General features: G+C 47.5%; 18 protein-coding genes and 1 pseudogene. 14 read left to right on the forward strand and 5 right to left on the reverse strand.

All coding sequences use genetic code 11. The features are described from left to right. The first annotated feature begins 134 nt into the window (after positions 1–134). The 4 genes and pseudogenes from J4G07_15175 (at position 135) to J4G07_15190 (ending at position 3473) form a co-directional block, all read left to right on the forward strand. Positions 135–1088, forward strand: a complete 954-nt coding sequence (locus tag J4G07_15175) for a hemin ABC transporter substrate-binding protein (protein ID MCE2415333.1) — start codon at positions 135–137, stop codon at positions 1086–1088. Between the two features lie 44 nt (positions 1089–1132). Further along, positions 1133–2088: pseudogene (locus tag J4G07_15180) on the forward strand (iron ABC transporter permease). 34 nt (positions 2089–2122) lie between these two features. Beyond that, positions 2123–2893, forward strand: a complete 771-nt coding sequence (locus tag J4G07_15185) for an ATP-binding cassette domain-containing protein (protein MCE2415334.1) — start codon at positions 2123–2125, stop codon at positions 2891–2893. A 118-nt stretch (positions 2894–3011) separates the two neighbouring features. Then, positions 3012–3473, forward strand: a complete 462-nt coding sequence (locus tag J4G07_15190) for a ferritin-like domain-containing protein (GenBank protein ID MCE2415335.1) — start codon at positions 3012–3014, stop codon at positions 3471–3473. A gap of 120 nt (positions 3474–3593) precedes the next feature. On the opposite strand, the gene J4G07_15195 is transcribed toward J4G07_15190, so the two are convergent. The 4 genes from J4G07_15195 to J4G07_15210 form a co-directional block, all read right to left on the reverse strand. Next, positions 3594–3896, reverse strand: a complete 303-nt coding sequence (locus tag J4G07_15195) for a hypothetical protein (protein ID MCE2415336.1) — start codon at positions 3894–3896, stop codon at positions 3594–3596. A gap of 7 nt (positions 3897–3903) precedes the next feature. Then, positions 3904–5079 (reverse strand): ABC transporter permease, encoded by a 1176-nt coding sequence (locus tag J4G07_15200; GenBank protein MCE2415337.1) that lies wholly within the window; start codon positions 5077–5079, stop codon positions 3904–3906. Between the two features lie 113 nt (positions 5080–5192). Further along, positions 5193–6311 carry a D-xylose ABC transporter substrate-binding protein gene (gene xylF / locus J4G07_15205; GenBank protein MCE2415338.1) on the reverse strand — a complete coding sequence of 373 codons (1119 nt, stop codon included), beginning with the start codon at positions 6309–6311 and terminating at the stop codon, positions 5193–5195. 23 nt (positions 6312–6334) lie between these two features. After that, on the reverse strand, positions 6335–7714 hold the full coding sequence (locus J4G07_15210) for a hypothetical protein (protein MCE2415339.1): 1380 nt from the start codon (positions 7712–7714) through the stop codon (positions 6335–6337). A 222-nt stretch (positions 7715–7936) separates the two neighbouring features. Here J4G07_15210 and J4G07_15215 point away from each other — a divergent pair, with 222 nt between their 5' ends. From J4G07_15215 to J4G07_15245, 7 genes are all read left to right on the forward strand, one after another. Next, positions 7937–8995: a TAXI family TRAP transporter solute-binding subunit gene (locus tag J4G07_15215; protein MCE2415340.1), complete on the forward strand. Its 1059-nt coding sequence runs from the start codon at positions 7937–7939 to the stop codon at positions 8993–8995. Between the two features lie 18 nt (positions 8996–9013). Continuing rightward, entirely contained in the window at positions 9014–9778 is a 765-nt protein-coding gene (locus J4G07_15220; protein ID MCE2415341.1) for an ABC transporter permease, read from the forward strand. A gap of 60 nt (positions 9779–9838) precedes the next feature. Further along, a complete protein-coding gene (locus J4G07_15225; protein ID MCE2415342.1) occupies positions 9839–10822 on the forward strand; it encodes an ABC transporter substrate-binding protein in 984 nt (327 codons plus the stop codon). Between the two features lie 21 nt (positions 10823–10843). Then, the gene (gene thiO / locus J4G07_15230; protein ID MCE2415343.1) at positions 10844–11983 is read left to right on the forward strand and encodes a glycine oxidase ThiO; all 1140 of its coding nucleotides are present in this window, start codon (positions 10844–10846) and stop codon (positions 11981–11983) included. 12 nt (positions 11984–11995) lie between these two features. Next, positions 11996–12202, forward strand: a complete 207-nt coding sequence (gene thiS, locus J4G07_15235; protein MCE2415344.1) for a sulfur carrier protein ThiS — start codon at positions 11996–11998, stop codon at positions 12200–12202. A 143-nt stretch (positions 12203–12345) separates the two neighbouring features. Next, positions 12346–13116 carry a thiazole synthase gene (locus J4G07_15240; GenBank protein ID MCE2415345.1) on the forward strand — a complete coding sequence of 257 codons (771 nt, stop codon included), beginning with the start codon at positions 12346–12348 and terminating at the stop codon, positions 13114–13116. A 36-nt stretch (positions 13117–13152) separates the two neighbouring features. Further along, on the forward strand, positions 13153–14379 hold the full coding sequence (locus J4G07_15245) for a hypothetical protein (protein MCE2415346.1): 1227 nt from the start codon (positions 13153–13155) through the stop codon (positions 14377–14379). 39 nt (positions 14380–14418) lie between these two features. Here J4G07_15245 and J4G07_15250 read toward each other — a convergent pair whose 3' ends face one another. Next, on the reverse strand, positions 14419–15960 hold the full coding sequence (locus J4G07_15250; protein MCE2415347.1) for a hypothetical protein: 1542 nt from the start codon (positions 15958–15960) through the stop codon (positions 14419–14421). 223 nt (positions 15961–16183) lie between these two features. On the opposite strand from J4G07_15250, the gene glnT reads away from it, so the two are divergent. From glnT to J4G07_15265, 3 genes are all read left to right on the forward strand, one after another. Next, complete coding sequence (gene glnT, locus J4G07_15255) at positions 16184–17518, forward strand: type III glutamate--ammonia ligase (protein ID MCE2415348.1); 1335 nt, start codon at positions 16184–16186, stop codon at positions 17516–17518. 180 nt (positions 17519–17698) lie between these two features. Continuing rightward, positions 17699–18484, forward strand: coding sequence for a LamG domain-containing protein (locus tag J4G07_15260; GenBank protein ID MCE2415349.1), 786 nt, complete (start codon positions 17699–17701; stop codon positions 18482–18484). Between the two features lie 136 nt (positions 18485–18620). Further along, on the forward strand, positions 18621–18808 hold a 188-nt coding region (locus J4G07_15265; protein ID MCE2415350.1), incomplete at its 3' end, for a hypothetical protein.

Raw genomic sequence — 18808 nt, forward strand, 5'->3', positions numbered from 1 at the left:
AAAGTTAGCACAATAAAGAACTTACACTGAACAACGAGTTCATAAGACGTTGGGCATGGAACATCACGTATAAGAATCTCCTTTTACTTAAACGGGTTCCATGCCTAACTCCTCATCTTTAGAAGGAGAACACAATGCAAATTTTTCGATCAAACTTATATAAGGCGTGGATATTAAGTGTTTCGATTTTCGTTCTGTTCGGCATCCTACTCTGTCTTGCTGCCGCAGATTCAATTTCGGTGACAGATGCAGAGGGCAAAACCGTAGTCATTACGTCATCAGAACGTATCGTGAGTCTGAACGGCAGTACCACTGAAATTTTATTCGCTCTGGGTGTCGGCGATAACGTGGTCGGCTGTGATGCCTCATCAACGTATCCGAAAGGTGTGAAAGAACAACTACCGAGTGTCGGATATCAGTATGGACTCAACGCGGAGGGGATTCTCTCCCTGAATCCAACACTGGTGATTGGACGGGACGATGTGAGACCTCCGCAAGTCGTGCAGCAACTCCGCATGGCAGGCGTAACCGTTTTATTGCTTAAGGAGCCTCGCAGTTTTGAAGCAGCCAAGCAACGATTACGAACTATTGGTAAAGCAGTTGAGCAGCAGAAAAAATCTGAGGAATTAATAAACGCCTTAGACACTGACATCAAAGAACTGGACATCAAACTTGCCTCGCAAAAAGAGCAACCGAAACAGAAAGCACTGTTCCTCTATCTACGCGGCACACAAACCACCTTAGTGTTAGGAACCGATACCGCTCCCGGAGCAATGTTCGATATTATTGGAGTTAAAAATGCAGCAGGAAGCATTAAAGGAAACAAACCGATGACGGCGGAAGCGGTGATAGCGGCACAACCAGACGTGTATGTTCTATTCACCACAAGTCTAAAATCTGTCGGTGGCGTTGACGGATTGCTCAAATTGCCGGGCTTGGCACACACGCCTGCGGGGCAAAACAGACGCGTTGTAACACTGGATGGACAGTATTTATCTGGATTCGGTCCCCGTTGTGGGTGCGCTGCACTTGATCTGTTCCGAGGCATCTACGAAACTGATGGACATTTCGTTGCGACAGGCGAATAATCGTTTCCATGCAGATCTTTAAAAGCCTTCTACCAATACGAAAAATGCAAAAACGGACAAAGATTCTGCTGATTCTCATCGGTTTACTCCCAGTATCAATGAGCGTCGCGGCAGGGATAGGTGCATATCAAATTTTACCGTGGCGTATTCCTGAAATTCTATTTTTTCGAGAGGATGGTTTCGCAGTTTTGGTCCACGTGCGTTTCCCACGTGTCATCAATGTTAGCCATTTCGGGCGCAACGCTACAGGGGATTTTCCGCAATCCACTGGCGGATCCGGGATTAATCGGTGTCACAGCAGGCGCGGGGTTAGGCGCAACGCTCTGGATTGTTCTGATCGGCGGAGGGGCGTTAGGTGTGTGGGGGCTTCCTGTAGCAGCATTTGGATGTGGAGTCCTTGTAACTATCAGTGTGTGGAAAATTGCAGAAGAGCAAGAAAGAGTACGCACGTTGACACTATTGTTGGCAGGCATCGCGCTTAACAGTTTCGCTGGCGCAGGTATCGGTTTAATGACCTTTCTCGCTGACGATGAACAACTACGCAGTCTGACTTTCTGGCTACTCGGTGGCTTCGGGGGCGCAACGTGGCCCGTTGTCTCTATAACGCTACCAATTGCAATCATAGGATTACTCGTGTTGTTACGGCAGGCAGCCGCATTGAATGCCATGAGTCTGGGAGAATCCGAAGCCTACCATCTCGGTGTTTCAACGGAAACTTTGAAAAGGTGGTCAGTCTTCGGCGTCGGTCTCCGCCGCAGGTGGCATCGGTTTTGTAGGACTCGTTGTACCACATCTGCCGAGGTTCCTGGGTGGGGCAGATCATCGGTATGTGCTACCCGGTTCAGCACTGGGTGGTGCGATACTACTTGTCTCGGCAGACTTATTTTCACGAACCGTTGTTGCTCCTGCTGAATTGCCTGTTGGCATCGTCACCGCGCTGATCGGGGGTCCATTTTTTCTGTGGTTATTGCTCAGATTCAAACGCGAGATATTTCTATAGGAAAACCTATCTACAAGGGTGTTTGGAGGTAAAGATGATTGAATTGGATGGGGTTGGTTATCGCATTAACGGGAATTGGTTAGTCCGCGACATTAATATCACAATTGAAAAGGGGATGCTATGGGGTTTTGTCGGTCCCAACGGCGCGGGGAAATCGACACTTCTGCGGTTAATTTCGGGGGAACTTCTACCAACGACTGGGGAAATTCGGATCCTCGGCAAACCGATTCATAGTTACACCCCTCAAAAATTGGCACGTCTTCGAGCCTATCTCCAACAAAAAAGGGACATAAACTTTCCTTTCACCAATTTAGAGATTGCACTATTTGGACGACACCCACATCTCAATGGCACAAAAGAAACCACCGCGGATCTCTTAATTGCCAAAGAAGCATTGCGACAGGTCGAAGCCCACATGTTTGCGGAACGGCTCTATCCAACGCTATCTGGTGGCGAGGCGAGTCGTGTTGATGTTGCGCGGATCCTTACACAGGCACCCGACCTGTTTCTGTTAGATGAACCAACGAACCATCTGGATCCGAGACACCAAGTGCAGATACTCAACTTGTGCAAAACGATTTGTGGGCATGGTAAAACTGCTATCACGGCAATTCACGACCTAAATCTCGCGTCAATGTATGCAGATCACCTGTTGCTACTGAAAGATGGGGTTTCTGTGGCTTGCGGCACCCCTGAAGTTGTGCTAACCTTGGATCTACTATCAGAAACTTATGGCATCCCGTTTGAAGTTCTGCCGCATCCAGATGGCTACCCGTGGGTGATGCCGAGTCTGAATCCCTCATAGAAATTTTATCTATGTTCCTGAAACAAAAAAGGATTGAAATTCGTTCTAACGTGTGATACACTATTAGGTGCCATAATAGAGAATGGAAATTTCAACATTCAATTAGAGGAACATCATCATGAGTCAAGTAACAAACAAAGCAATCATAAAGGAACTCACTCGCGTCTATTGGTTAGAGGTGGAAGCAACCATCAACTATCTCGCCATTTCTGTCGATTTAGACGGCATTCGCGCCGAAGAAATTAAAAAGTCCCTGGCAGCAGACATCCAGACAGAAATTACACATGCACAGGACCTTGCCGCCCGCATCAAGGAGATCGACGGACGAGTCCCCGGCTCGTTTGCCTTTAAACCCGAACAAGCCTCGCTTCAACCACCAGAAGATTCAACAGATGTCGTTGCAGCAATTCATGGTGTCATCGAAGCGGAAGACGCTGCGATTGAACAATACAACAAGATTATTCGTCTGTGTGATGGGATCGATTACGTTACGCAAGACCTCTGCATTAAACTTCTCGCTGATGAAGAGAAACATCGTCGGGAGTTCAGAGGCTTCCTCAAGGAATACGAGAAAGACTAATCTCATCAGAACAAACCGAAAAAAGAACAACGGGCATCACTGCCCGTTGTTTGCTTTTAAGCATCTAACTTGCTTAACATGAATTCCTATTGGTTTTCTTACAGTTTGTTCTAATGTTAACTACTTTACCCAGTAGAAATTACCGTTAGAAGCGGGCCAGTCAAGAGCATACAAAATTTGGGATTTCGTTTCATACTTCTCGACCTCATCACGGACTGGCGCCCAACACTTTTGCATTTCAGCAGATTCAGGATTCTGAGAGATTTCTGAGTTTTCATATTCTGGAACAACTTCCTGCCAGCATGTCATTGCAAGGTTTTGCAGATTTTTGATCTTTTTTTCCCGAGACGTGTGTGTATCTCTAATCACTTTATCTATTTGGTGAATGATTCGTGGTACTGACTTTTTAATCTTCATAATCATCGCTTATCTACTCCGTCCTTAACCTCGGATCTAAGGCATCACGGACGGCATCGCCGAAGAGATTAGCAGGTAGCACCAATCCGAACATAAACGTAAACGCCGCAGTGAGATTCCACCAAACAACCGGATCACGAGCGAGTTCTAAACGCGCCGTGTTAATCATATTTCCCCAACTTCCCGTTGTCGGTTCAACACCGATTTGGAGATAACTCAGTAACGCCTCTGCAAGCACCAACCCACTAAATCGCAAAATAGTGGTGATCAATACGATATGCATGAGATTCGGAACGAGATGTTTCAGAATAATGAGTCCACGATGGACGCCAAAGGCTTCGGACGCTTGGATATATTCCAATTCCCGGAGCTTTAAAGTTTCACCGCGTAGGATACGACACAGCCCCGTCCAACTTCTGATACCCATAATGAGACAGAGATTGAACAATCCTTGCCCGAAGAGGAGCATGAAGGCAACAATAAGAAGGATAGACGGAATGGAATCGAGTGTGGCGTAGATGTACTGAACGGCATCGTCTACCCACCCCCCAAAATAACCCGCGATAACACCGAAAAATATGGCAAATGGAACAGCAATCAAGGTGGTAAATCCGCCGATAACAAGTCCCGTGCGGATACCTTTCAGGGCACGGTAAAGAACATCACTACCTACCTTGTCGGTGCCAAGGAGATGACTCCGCGGATACTGAAGCGGTGGATATTCACGAACTGTGCGTCCGTCAGGTGTCTGGAGGGTGCTTTTCGCATAGAGATGCGCTGCCAACGGAGCAGAATAGGTTTTCTCGGTTCGTTCCCGAAGGGGCGTGCAAAGTCTATCAAGGAGACTCAAGCCTCTCGGTCTATAGACAATGGCACCACTCTCATTCCGAGTGAGTGTTTGGTCGGTCTGCCGTATGAGTGGATCGCGCCAACCGATGCTATCCAACACACCGACAAGGAGGTATCCTAAGAGAACGAAAAGACAAACAATAGCGAGACGATTTCTGCGAATCTGCCTTGCCGCGTTTCGCCAATACTCTTGCTGCGAGGCGTATCGGAGAAACCATCCCGCACCGACAAGACAGGCAATGACGATGAGATTTTGGTAAGCATCGGAACGCCAAACCCAACTCAACCGATCGTCGATTCCAATGTCTGGACCGTTTGTTCCGATGAGAAAAATAGGCATTTATAGTAGTTGCAGATACTGAATCATTAAGAAACTTTCCATGACCCAGAAGCGGTTGGGATTAACCGAAAACCACCGTGAAACGAAGTGGAACGGTGCCCAGATTTAATAGTTTAAAAAATTTGATAAACGGCTTCGCGTGTGTGAAACCCATCTTTAATGACTTCTTCGTCTAAATTTTCCTTGTCAACCTGGATAGGTGTCAGCAAGATAGATGGCACCTCAATTTTGCCGTTGTTAACGGTCTGTGTCGCTTCAGCGATCGCCTCACCTTTTGCGAGTGCGACAGCGGCTTGTGCCGCCTTCGTTGCGATGAGGTGGATCGGTTTGTAAACGGTCATGGTCTGCGTGCCTTTGACAATTCGTTGGCACGCGGCGAGTTCCGCATCCTGCCCTGAAATGAGAACGCTTCCTGCCAAATTTTGTCCCTCAAGTGCCTGTATCACGCCACCGGCTGTGCCATCATTTGACGCAACGACAGCGTCTATTTGGTTGTTCGTTTGTGTCAAGACCTGCTCTGCCTTCTTAAGCGCGTCCCGCGGATCCCAATTAACCGCCCAATGTTCTCCGCCTGCTACTAAACGAATGGCACCACTGTCAATCGCGGGTTGCAGGGCACGGAGTTGCCCCTGTCGAAGGAGTTGTGCATTATTGTCAGTCGGCGCACCACCGAGTAGGAAATAGGCACCCTCTGGCTTCTGACGCAATAGGTACTCGGCTTGCAGGTATCCGACCTGTTCGTTGTCGAAAGAGATATAGAGATCGGGTGAACTCTCGCGAATTAGCCGATCATAGGCGATGACTTTGATACCCTCTGCGTGCGCGGCTTGGACAATTTGGGCGGCAGCGACGCTATCCTTCGGAATAACAACAAGAACGTCCACACCTTGGGTAATCATGTTCTCGGCTTGTGCGTTCTGTCGACGCTCATCTCCATCAGCAGACTGGACGATAACTTCGGCACCGAGTTTCTCTGCTTCAGCCGTAAAAATATCTCGGTCCTTCTGCCAGCGTTCCACACGCAACGAATCCATAGATAAACCGATTTTGATCTTCTTAGCGGTAGTAGCACCCGTCTCTTCGCTCTTTTTTTCTGTGCCCGGGTCAGCACATCCAAATAGGATTACGAGACACGCCGATAAAACGCAGAAAAGCGATGTAATCTTCACACAAACTATGTTTTTGGGAGCACTCGGAAGCCCAAAGTTACCGTTAAAAGTCGGAAGGCGCATCGTATCACTCCTTTTGAAACTCATTATTGCTCTTCAGACGAATCTGTTTCCGATGTAGATTCCTCGGATGGGGCAGAATCGGGTGTAATTTCGCGAACAGCATCACCAATTTTGAGGGGTTCCGTTGTCTCAACAATTCGGAAGATAGAAACCTTATCATTAAGGATTTCAGAAATCGCCACGAGACCAATCTGTTTGGGTACATAGGTAAGGATTTCACCCGTATCTAAATCTCGTACCGGCTTGCCTCTGGTATAGACAGCGAACTCTTGGTTGATCGCTATCCGCTTGCTGGAACCGATATTGACATAAATCTTATCCGGATGCTCATTGTCCACGTACTGAATTTTGCCTTTGACAGGTTCCCCAGACACCGTTTCTGAAGCTTCTTGTCCTTCTTTGGCGGTACCGGTTTTCGGTTCCCAAGGCGTAATGAAATTGGGTCCGACATTGTCTCGAAGTGCCAAAACCACCTTGATTAACGCTTCGTTGGTTACGACGCCAAAAAGGGTTCTGTCGTATTCAGTACTCGCAAACTGGATCTGATTAAGTTCGGTTGGTCTGACAATCGGACGTGGATTGCTCCGTTGCGTGTCCTTCGTTTGACCAAAAGAGAGGTTTGTTCCTTCCTCGGTCACACTGGCTTCAAGAGAGGCGAATTTTGTGCCGGTGTACCGGTGGTCGCGACTGGCGGAGATTCGAGGCTCAGCCACAAGACTACCGGAGGCGTTGTAGAATTTCATGTTCAGTTTAATGGTGGCACGGTGTAGGGACCCTCGCAGGATAACAGGAGCAAGGTAACTCGCACTCCCAAGCCCTTGCTGCGATTCACGTCCACCTTCCCGCAGTGTGCGTGAAGCGTTAGCTCTCAACCGCTCTTGATTAAATTTTCGGATATCACCCACTACAATTACGTCGGCATTGAGATGTTTCGCAAGCGTTACAAGCTGCGCCTGATCCAGTTTTTTCAGGTTCTGTCGTGAGAGCGTCATCAGTGCCATAGCATCAAGGAGTTCATCTTTACTGACAGGTTCATACACATCCGTTTCGACGAATTTCCGATTGAGCATTTTGGCAAATCCTGCCTCCAAATCCCAGCGTTTCTTTGTGCTGAACAGGTTACCGATGAAAGCAGGAACACAACCACATCCGGTAGGAGAATCAAAGCGACTGTGATCCTCAAAATAGAGAACAGCAATGCGTTTCTTTGGCGTTGCATCGCTAACGGTAATAGCGCCAATCATGAAACACAGACTGAACCCTATCACAAACAGACCTTTTAATTTTACCTTGCGAAGGAACGACGGGGTTTGTGCTTTGACGTGTATCTCTTCAGAGTCGCCCTCCATTACATTACGGGCTTGGTTTTTGTTGTTATTAAGACATGAAAAAAAGCGTTTCACCCTTTTTTACCCTCCTTTTTCCTTCATTCACCCTTCACACCTATAGTTTAGCAATCCTGTGAAGATTTATCAAGGAAATTTAATTTTCTTAAGAGATTGTTTTCTTTAACAAGAAATCACTTGAAACCCCAGAAAATATCTGGTATCATTTGTAAAGTTAGCAGACAAATTTGTAAGCGGCAGCTTACTGCTACGCAAAACACAAACGAAAAAGGAAACGCTATGTTTACAAAAAACAGATTCAAGTATCATAATTTACTACATACATTTACATCCGCCGCGTTGGTTGTGCTAATTGTCTTCTATGGGTGTAGCGATCAGCAATCGGCTGAAAAAGCAAAAACAGGTGATACCGTCCCCCAGAAAAAGGAATGGCTCTCGATTTTGGGAGGCGTGATGGGCGGCAGTTTTTCACAATTCGCGGGTGGCGTTAGCCGCGTTCTGACCCACAAGGAACCACATCTGAAAATATCCATCGACGCCTCTGCGGGTTCGGTCGAAAATACGCGGCGTGTGAACCAAGACCCAGAAGCACTCGGTGTCGTTTTTGCCGCTGAAAGCTACCTTGGCTACCACGGTGAAGAAATTTTCGCAGAAGAGGGACCGAAAACTAACATTCGTATGGTAACGTTGCTTTTCATAGCTTATGACCAATTTTCAACATTGGAGAATAGTGATATTCACCAGTTTGAAGACATTGTTGGAAAAAAAATCGCCTCTGGAGCAAGTGGGTCGGGTACTGCACAGACGTTAGAACGCCTGTCAAGATTAGCGGGCATCTGGGGAAAGTTCACGCCGATCTATAAAGGTGGGAGCGCTGCCGCCGAGGCTCTTCAAGATGGACAGGTCGCTGGGTTCCAGTGGCTTGTCAGTGTGCCGAATAGTGCTGTTATCCAGTTAACAGCGATCAAATCTATTCGGATGATTGATCTCGACGTAGCTGCGAAGAAGTACGGCTTCTATGAAAAATATCCCTTCTACCTCCCCGGCTCCCTACCAGAAGGCGCGTATGAAGGTAAAGTGGAACCGGTGAATACTATTCTGATGCCAACGGTACTCATCTCGAATAAAGCAGTGAGCGAGGAGACTATTTACAAACTTCTAAAGCATGTTTACGCCTCAGAGGGACATCAGGCGATGCTGCAAACAAATCAAGCCGCAGCAGACATGACGATAGAGAATGGACCAAAGGCGTTTGTTATTCCACTACACCGCGGGGCATACAAATTCTGGAGTGAACAGGGTGTGGACATTCCAGCGCACGCGATGCCGGTGGACTAAGCTAAGGAACAGATGCCAATGTTCAGCAAATTTGCGGTGCCTGTGGCTATCCTACTGATAGTATTGGGAATATGGGAAGGGGTCGTTCATCTTTTTGAGATGCCACGCTATATTCTGCCAGCCCCTTCAAAAATTGTGGTGACACTATTTGCAGAACACGCACAATTACTGAAACACACGCTCGTGACACTACAAGAGATGCTCCTTGGATTTCTCCTCGCCGTCAGCATCGGTGTCCCGTTAGCCGTGTTGATGTTCGAGTTCCCAACGTTAGAGAAAGCCTTCTATCCGTATGTCATCGGCTCACAAACGGTTCCAGTGTTCGCTATCGCTCCACTACTGGTGCTATGGTTTGGCTTCGGCATTGCCTCAAAAGTCATCATGGCAGCACTGATTGTATTCTTCGCGATTGTGCTGAATACACTCGATGGCTTGAAATCCACTGATCCAGATACCGTAAACCTGCTCCGAATTTTGCGGGCAACGCGCTGGCAGATCCTTTGGAAAGTACGTATCCCGTCGGCATTGCCGTTTATTTTTTCAGGGGCAAAGATAGGCATTTCTATCTCTACAATTGGTGCGGTTATCGGGGAATGGGTGGGCGCGAAGGCGGGACTCGGGTACCTTATGCTGTATGCGAACGGAACACTCCAAGTTTCACTGGTATTTGCTGCTATCCTCTGTTTAACACTTTTAGGCTTAGGTCTTTTTGGATTGATGACGCTGTTGGAGCGGTATGCAATGCCGTGGCGGCGGTATCAATATAACAAATCAGATATGTGATAGACCCCCAGCGAAAGCATCGGGGTTTTGACACCGAATTCGATAAGAAAGGAAATGCTCATGAAAATAGCAATTTGCTTAATGTTTCTCATCAGTTGTAGTATACTTTTGACAGGAATTGACAGCCGTGCAGACAGCCACCAGAACTCTGAAATGGAGAAGGTCACACTGCTCCTCGATTGGTTTCCTAACATAGATCACGCGCCACTTTACGTCGCACAAGAGAATAAGATTTTCGGCAAACACGGATTAGAAGTCGAACTCCTCTGGGGTGGCGATCCAGATGCTCCACTTAAACTCGTGGCGGCAGGGGAATACCCGTTTGCTGTAAGTTACCAACAAAGCGTAACAATTGCACGGGCAAGTGAAGAGGTTTTGCCGGTTAAATCAATCGGTCTACTTGTGGAACATCCACTCAACACGATTAGTTTCCTGAAAAAAACGGGCATTAAAACGCCAGCAGATTTCAAAGGAAAAAAAATTGGATACACAGTTGCACCGCTGGACGTGCTGCTGTTTAATGCCATCGGGGCGAATGCCGGATTATCCGAAGACGATTATGAATTAATAAACGTAGGCACGAATATTTTGGCACCTCTTCTAAGCGGTCAGATTGATGCAGTGATCGGACCATTTCGAAATTACGAAATTAACATGCTGAAACTTGAAGGGGCAGAAGCCGATTATTTCGCACTCGAGAAGCACGGTATTCCAGACTATTATGAATTAGTCATCATCACTAACGACGCTTATTTGGAAAACCATCCTGAAACCGCTAAAAAACTGATGACGGCAATTCAGGAAGCAATTAAATTTACGAAGGAAAAACCCGATGATGCACTTCAACTTTTTTTTAAGGCAAACCCTGATGCCACTAAAGAATTAGAAGAGCTCGCTTTTCGGGATACATTGGATGTGTTCGCAACCACACAGGTGCAATCCGCAGAAAAATGGGCAGCCTTCGCAAAATTCGCCTATGAAAAAGGCTTGATTTCCAAAAAAGTCGAAGCAAAAGACTGTTTCATCAATGTGCTGGAAAAATAACAGTTTCAACCGATAGCTTTAATGAAGAACAAAAAGATTCTCATCATCGGTGGTGGCGTGATTGGTCTCGGTATCGGCTGGCAATTGGCGAAATCGGGGGCTTCCGTCACCATCTACGAACAAGCTGAAACCGGGCGCGCTGCGTCTTGGGCGGCTGCCGGAATGCTCGCGCCACTCGCCGAAGCACATACCGAAGAACCGGAACTGCTGAAACTCGGATGCCAAAGTTTAGCACTCTACCCTCAATGGGTTCAGGAATTAGAGGCGGATGCCGAGATGTCTATCGGGTATCGGGTGGATGGCACTCTGATCGTCGGGTTAGAACCCGATGACACACACCAACTTCGACACCTTTACGGCTCACAACAAGATTTAGGGCTGGAGGTCGAATGGTTGGCAGGACGAGAGGCGCGTGAAATCGAACCTGCCCTTTCACCGCGCGTGACGGCAGCGATCCGTTGTGAGAGCGACCATCAGGTCGATAACCGATTGATGGTGAAAGCCCTCAAACGCGGCTATCAGAGATATGGCGGTGTGGTGTGCGAAAACAGAGCAATTGAAAGCATCTACATAGAAAACGGCATCGCGGCTGGCGTAAAGACGCGAGATGGAGAGAAACAAAACGGAGATGCTATCGTGCTGTCGGCAGGATGTGAATCCGCCCAAATTCAGGGACTTCCAGATGCCATCCGTCCGCCGGTGCGCCCCGTGAAAGGACAGATGCTGGCGTTGCAAATGGAAGCCGGTATCACGGTTAATAACGTCATCCGCACTGTCAGAGCAAGGTACCCGACATCGGTATATTTGGTGCCGAGAACCGATGGCAGGCTCATCATCGGCGCGACAAGCGAGGAGATGGGATTTGACACACGTTTGACCGCTGGCGGTGTGTTTGAGCTGCTCCGCGGCGCGTGGGAAGCGGTCCCGGGCATTTATGAACTGCCGCTCCTTGAAACATGGACAGGCTTACGTCCGGGTAGCAGGGACAACGCACCCATACTTGGCGAAACGCCCATTGAGAATCTGATATACGCCACTGGACATTATCGCAACGGCATCTTACTCACACCCATCACGGCTTACGAGATCGCCAAACTGATTCTGACGGGTGAGACTTCAGAGTCAATTGTCCCATTTCGGTTAGACAGATTTTTAGCATAACGGGAGTCAAGCATGAAGATAAGCGTTAACGGCAAAGAGAAAAGGGTTCGTCCGAATTTAAATGTCTACGAACTGCTCATCGATTTAGAAATAGATCCAACGCAGTCAGGCATCGCTGTCGCCGTGGCTCGGGAGGTTATCCCAAAAATGGAGTGGCAAGCAACGGAACTCCGTGAGAATAGTGAAGTTGAGATTATACGCGCCGTCCAAGGGGGTTAATACGCTGCAAAGCGCGCCAACAGGAAAATAAGGTCCCAAGTATAACCCTTGATAAAGAGACTCCAAAGTGCTATACTAAATTGGAAACGCAGAGACGTATACGACTCAATCAAAAAATAAACTTGGCACTGGAAAAATAAGAAATGCAAGAATTCAAGATTGCTGATCAGACATATACATCAAGACTGCTTATCGGGACGGCAGGGTACCCGAATTTCCACATCATGACGGAGTCCATTGCTGCGAGTGATGCCGAAATCGCGACGGTGTCAATGCGGCGCGTGAAATTTACAGATACACCGGGTGAGAATTTGTTCGCACTTCTACGCGAACGAGGTATGACAATCCTCCCAAACACCGCCGGTTGTTTCACAGCAAAGGACGCGATTCTGACAGCGAACCTCGCGAGAGAGGCACTTGAGACATCGCTTATTAAACTCGAAATCATCGGAGATGAGGAAACACTATTTCCAGATGTGGAGCAGCTGCTGCGTGCAGCAGAGACACTCGTGAAAGACGGCTTCACCGTGCTACCGTATTGTAACGACGATCCGATTACGTGCAAGAAATTAGAAGACCTTGGCTGTGCAGCCGTGATGCCGTTAGGTGCTCCGATCGGCTCAGGGATGGGGATCCGTAACCCGTACAATATTCAGATTATCCGAGATCTCGTGAAAGTGCCTCTCATTGTGGATGCCGGCGTTGGGACAGCATCGGATGCAGCCATAGCGATGGAGTTAGGGTGCGACGGTGTTTTGCTGAACACAGCAGTCGCAAAAGCGCACCGTCCCGTGCTAATGGCGGAGGCAATGAAAAAAGCCGTCGAAGCCGGTAGAGCGGCGTTTTTAGCTGGACGTATCCCGCGAAAACTTTACGCCACCGCCTCAAGTCCACAGGATGGAACGATTGAATAGGACAGAAGCTTACATATACAGAATTGGAGTCAATGTGTGAAAAAAATATCCCATTTTTTCTGGATATGCCTGATTATTTCTACACAATTCATAGGCAGCATCCTCTTATCCGATACGCAAAGTGCCTTTGCACAACTCCAAGGTGAATTCGGACAGAGTCTTCTCGAAAGAAAACCCGAAACCCCTGAAACCGATCCCGCAGCACTTACAATTGACACCTACTTCTCCAATACATTCAACAACCACATTGAATTCGGTTTGAGCGTAGACCCATACACCAGTGGCCTCGCCGGTGAGGAAGATTCGCAACTCGAAGGTATGATTAACCGTTTCGGTGTCAACCTGCTCGGGGATTTACCCGTAACTGATAAACTCAGGCTCAAATTGCAATACGCGCCACAAGTGGAAAACTACACCGGCGCTGATGGAAAACTCAACGAATTCGATGCGTTTAGCGATGTATTCTTAACTGAACTGAGTTTCCAACCCATTGCGAATTTACCACCTCTCGTCACGTCCCATCAACTGCAACGCTTCGTGCGAACTTCAAACGTCTATAATAACACCGAACGGCAATTCGGTCTCCGCTTTGGGCGCGTCTTGGAATATAATTTGCGGTTACACCGCTTTGACGATGAAGACTCGCGAAGAGAGGACTTCCTACTTGTCGGATCCACCAATCATAAAATGACTTCACGCTTGCAATTTTGGATTCTTAAACAGATCCTTGGTAAACTCGAATACGGGGTAGAACGTGGTAGCTACCAAACCAATCTGAACAATCTTATCTTAGGTATAACCGGACTTGACGACAATGAGCGTCGAAACGATTGGCGACATATCAGTTCCGCAAAACTGATACAGGTCGCAATGGATAGACTCGTGTTCCAAGAGGAGGTTAACCTATTTTTGAATCGTTCCAACGTCGATTTTTTTAACTTCGTTAGTACTGAAGTCGCAGCAAGTTCTTTTTACCGACTTGAGACGGGACGATGGATTCGGCTTCGATTTTCCAGACTCTGGGTGCAGTTTGAAGGTAGACAGATTCCGGACGAGATCGGGAATATACCGGAAGACGCGCCAAACCGTCGCGACACACAGATAGGTGCGAATGTGCAGTTGAATTGGGAATTTAATCCATATCTCACCCTCAACGCCGATTATCAGGTTACCCAGAACCGCACGAATGAGGTAGATCCATTGCTCGATTTCCTTAACTATACGCAGACCATCGCGACTGTCACACTCCGAGGTGAGTATTAAAGGAATTTGTTTCTTTCGTATCGCCAGTCCAGTCTGTTGTTACCGCTTTCCTTTAAATAACTTCAACTTCCCCTCAGATGCCTCCAAGGTATAACACGCCTCAATCGCCTCGGCGACAATTGGGTTGTCTGGCGTATCCCACAGCAATAGATAATCCACATTGTCAGCATAATCACAGAGGCCAATCCTTTCAGGCTCCCAGTGAACAACCTGCACCCACTCCTTCTCTTCCAATGGTGCCTCAAAATCGGCGTTGAACCGGATTGGAAAGTAGTCGAACTGTATTTCATAGTTGCCGAGGTTGATGCCTCCATTGTCAAGGCAGTAGTAATTAGCAGCGTTGACAAAGATACCCACGCGTTTAGAACTGCCCCTCGGATCAAAATGCAGCGGAAGGATAACCTTGTTCTTCCCAACCCGCTGGACAAAGGCGTTAAACTCGCGTATCTCGGCATTGAGATTCCTGAAGAGAATGCCAACATAGAAGATGTTAACGAGCGCGAGGAAGACAACTATGCCTGTGAATACGCGTCTCCATGGAAGATGTTCGAGAACACAGAACCATGCAAATATACCGAGAACTGCCAAAATAGCGAGCCTGTCATTAACCCAACCGCCCGGACCTATAGCGTTTGGCAAGATAAAATAGAGTCCAAAAAGCACACCAGCAAGATAGAGAAACGCCCGCTGTCCAAGGGAACTTTTTTCGGGGTCTTTCCTATTTTGCCAGATTGTCACAGCAGCAAGAAAAACCAAAAGGACGGAGACCGCAACGGAAATCCAATTCGGAGGTTCGGCGTAGGCAACAAGCACGTGCATACCGATAAGGTTATTGAACAGCTCTCCGATCCTTCCAAATCCAAATTCGGGCGGTTCTCCTGCAAGGAGATCAGAGGTAGGAAGGTAGACAAGGATAAGTATGGCTGCAGGTAGCAGAGAACATCCTGTCATCAAAATCCGTTTGAAGTCCCGCTTGAAATGGAACAGTGCCAGCAAGGCGATAGAGAACAGAATGAAAGCATACGAGATGAGGTGCGCAAAGTAGGTAATAACGATAAGCAGGTTGAGCAGAATAATCCGCGTCCTGTTTATCTCATCCTTGTGCTTCCACCAGTACCCGAGTGCGAGGAAAAAGAGCGGCACGCTGACAGCAAAATTGTAGAAACCCATCAGAAAGAGATAATTGTAGATAAAGGTGAAACTCAGTATTACGAGAGGATACCGTCCGCGCTGGACAGCCTCGAGAAAATAGTGGATTGCAAGCGGGAAGAAAATAACATAGAGACTCAGAAAAATCTTCTCAGCAACGAGAGGCGGAAATACGAACATTAACACCGCTAACGAAAAGTGGGAAAGCCAGTTCGGAAAAGGGTACCAGTTAATCTCGTAATAGTCGCGAAACTGATATTCTGCGTTGTTATACTCAGTCAAAATTTGCGAGTTATAAACATGGCTCACCCCATCTTGTGTTGGAAAATAGGGAAACAACCATATTGGCAGCAAATAGACGACAATGAGCGCACCAATCAGAAGCGAACCCTTTTTATGTAGAAGTGTGTGGAATCGGGAAAAGAGTGTCATTGCTTTCCTTTTATTCATTTTGGCGTAACGGGTAGGTTCCTAAAACTTACTGTTAAAAGATGCATCTTGAAATTTTTAGGACTTCAGGTATAATGCTACCATGTTTCCACATTTTGTGAATAGTATTTTTGCATAAAAAGTATATGAGTCGCATCGCACCTTAATAAAATCGGATTTTGGGAATCATTATTCTTTCGAGGTGCGGACTATTGGAGAAAATTTCATGAAGCGAGATGAAGTCAAACGTTTCGTTGAAGAGAACGGCATCGAGTTTTTTCTCTGCTCTTTTGTAGAGATGAGCGGTGCCCCGAAGGCAAAGGTTATTCCATCCACACACCTTGAAGATATGGCAGAAGAAGGCGCAGGTTTCGGTGGCTTCGCTGCAGGCGAGATAGGGCAATACCCCCACGATCCGGAGATGGCAAGTATTCCTGACTTTAACTCGCTGACAATTGTGCCGTGGCGGAAAAACATAGCGTGGGTCGCAGGAGACATGTTTGTCGAAGGCAACGCGTGGCACTACTGTCCGAGAACCATTCTACAACGGCAATTGGAAAAAGCGCGTGAAAAAGGTTACGTCTTCAATGTCGGCATAGAGGCAGAATTCATGCTGTTGAAACAGGATGAGACGGGTTCCTATACCCCATGGGACAAACTGGATACGTTGGATAAACCGTGCTACGATCTCAGGGCACTCCATCGCAATCTTGATACGATGACCACCCTGATTAAATACATGCAGGAATTGGAGTGGGAGCCCTACGCGAATGATCACGAAGACGGAACGTGTCAGTTCGAGGCAAACTGGACCTATTCGGACGCACTGACGACAGCAGATAGGCACACTTTCTTCAAGTGGATGGTCAAAACGCTTGCGGAGGAACGCGGGCTGCTGGCAACGTTTATGCCGAAACCGTTCACCAATTTGACGGGCAATGGGGCACACTTCCACATGAGCCTCTGGGATGAGGAGAACCAGACGAATTTGTTCCTGGATGAGGATGATAGAAATGGCTTGTCTCAACTTGCTTACTATTTTACGGGCGGTATTCTCAAACATGCGAAAGCAGTAACGGGGGTTACGAACCCACTTGTGAACAGCTACAAACGCTTAGTTCGCAGACCCCCGCGTTCCGGTTCGTCATGGGCACCGGTCTACGTCACATACGGAGCAAACAATCGGACACAGATGATTCGGATTCCAGCACCCGGACGGATTGAGAACCGATTAGGCGATGGCGCGGCGAATCCTTACCTCGCGGCGACGGTTCTGCTTGCAGCTGGTCTGGATGGTATCGAAAATCAGATCGATCCGGGAGCACAGAACGAGGATAACCTTTATGAAGTGCCGGAGGACGAATTGCAACAGCGGGGTATTGGTTCGCTACCTGCGACCCTCGGCGACGCAACAGATGCCCTCGCAAAAGATGAAGTCATCAAGAATGCACTCGGCATGGAATATGCTGATTATTACATTCAGGTTAAACGCGAGGAATGGCGGGACTATCACCTGAGTGTCAGCCAGTGGGAAATTGACAACTACTTGGAGGTTTACTAATACCATTTCTAAAAGTTTATCGGTGTGCGAAATTTACAGCATAAAATTTTGTGTATTGAGTCAAAAACGAAAATCTGTTAGAATTTAGAAAGTAATTCAAGCAGAAAAGGACACCAGTTACTTTCTGCTTTTTGTATTTTGTATAATGTTAAGCTATTTTCACTTTCAGAGGAGAAGTAAATGAAAATCTTTTCAGTAATCACGCTATGTTTGCTTTTATGTGCGGCATTTTCGCACGCTGACTTAATGGAGGGACTTGTTCTATACATGCCTCTTGATGAAGGCTCTGGAACCGTAACACAAGACCTATCTGCAAATGGTTTTGAAGGCGAAGTGCAGGGTGGCGCGAAATGGATTGACGGACAGTTCGGGAAGGCACTTCAATTTGCGGCTGCGGCAGATCACGTCCTCATTGAAGACGATGCCGCCTTTCATCTTGAGGGCGCAATTACACAAGCTGCGTGGGTTCAACTGGATAGGCTGCCGGGAGCACATGCCATTATCTTCGGTACTCGGCAGAGCGGTGCGACTCGACATATCGGTTTCGGTTTCGGTATGAATCCAGCCAACGGCATCAAAGTCTGGACCAACGGTGCAGCCGGTGGATTCAAAGACATTAATGATAATGATACAGAACTGGAAACGGGCAAGTGGTATTATCTCGCCTATACCCACACAGACGATAGCAACGGCTTAGTGGAGATCTATGTAGATGGCGAAGTAACGTACTCGGAGGAATCGGGAAATCCGGTTGCGCCTGCGCAAAATACGAGTGCAGTGACGATCGGTACCTGGGGCGGCGAAGCATGGACTGGGAGCGTTGACGAAGTTCGGCTCTGGAACCGTGCGCTCTCGGCAGACGAGATTAAAGCGACCATGAACCAAGACGCTGAATCCTTCCTGACCCCAGTAGAACCACAAGGTAAACTCGCCACGACCTGGGCGAACATTAAATCGAATAGATAAACTGTAAGCGAATCACCCAATTTTGTGTCTTGAATGGCAATCAGCAATCAGCAGTTAGCAAGAGGAGTCCTTTGTCAAATGAAAATCTCTTTGCTGATGGTTTCCGATTGCTGATTGCTAATAAAAGGGGGTTATCATGAAAACGTTGTTATTTTGCTTGGTTTCCTGTGGCGTAATTTTCGCGCTTTCTATGAACGTTGAGGCGATTCGGAATGACTCAGATCTGATAATCTACTATTCCTTCGACAAAGATGGAAAAGAGGTCGCAGACGACAGTGGTAACGGGTTTGACGGCGAAGTTTCAAATGCGGATTGGAGCAAAGA

The sequence above is a fragment of the Candidatus Poribacteria bacterium genome, assembly GCA_021295715.1.
GTDB lineage: Bacteria > Poribacteria > WGA-4E > WGA-4E > WGA-3G > WGA-3G.

Coding starts and splice junctions, on each gene's coding strand:
- J4G07_15175 (MCE2415333.1), top strand. CDS start 135: ATGCAAATTTTTCGATCAAACTTATATAAGGCGTGGATATTAAGTGTT.
- J4G07_15185 (MCE2415334.1), top strand. CDS start 2,123: ATGATTGAATTGGATGGGGTTGGTTATCGCATTAACGGGAATTGGTTA.
- J4G07_15190 (MCE2415335.1), top strand. CDS start 3,012: ATGAGTCAAGTAACAAACAAAGCAATCATAAAGGAACTCACTCGCGTC.
- J4G07_15195 (MCE2415336.1), bottom strand. CDS start 3,896: ATGATTATGAAGATTAAAAAGTCAGTACCACGAATCATTCACCAAATA.
- J4G07_15200 (MCE2415337.1), bottom strand. CDS start 5,079: ATGCCTATTTTTCTCATCGGAACAAACGGTCCAGACATTGGAATCGAC.
- xylF (MCE2415338.1), bottom strand. CDS start 6,311: ATGCGCCTTCCGACTTTTAACGGTAACTTTGGGCTTCCGAGTGCTCCC.
- J4G07_15215 (MCE2415340.1), top strand. CDS start 7,937: ATGTTTACAAAAAACAGATTCAAGTATCATAATTTACTACATACATTT.
- J4G07_15220 (MCE2415341.1), top strand. CDS start 9,014: ATGTTCAGCAAATTTGCGGTGCCTGTGGCTATCCTACTGATAGTATTG.
- J4G07_15225 (MCE2415342.1), top strand. CDS start 9,839: ATGAAAATAGCAATTTGCTTAATGTTTCTCATCAGTTGTAGTATACTT.
- thiO (MCE2415343.1), top strand. CDS start 10,844: ATGAAGAACAAAAAGATTCTCATCATCGGTGGTGGCGTGATTGGTCTC.
- thiS (MCE2415344.1), top strand. CDS start 11,996: ATGAAGATAAGCGTTAACGGCAAAGAGAAAAGGGTTCGTCCGAATTTA.
- J4G07_15240 (MCE2415345.1), top strand. CDS start 12,346: ATGCAAGAATTCAAGATTGCTGATCAGACATATACATCAAGACTGCTT.
- J4G07_15250 (MCE2415347.1), bottom strand. CDS start 15,960: ATGACACTCTTTTCCCGATTCCACACACTTCTACATAAAAAGGGTTCG.
- glnT (MCE2415348.1), top strand. CDS start 16,184: ATGAAGCGAGATGAAGTCAAACGTTTCGTTGAAGAGAACGGCATCGAG.
- J4G07_15260 (MCE2415349.1), top strand. CDS start 17,699: ATGAAAATCTTTTCAGTAATCACGCTATGTTTGCTTTTATGTGCGGCA.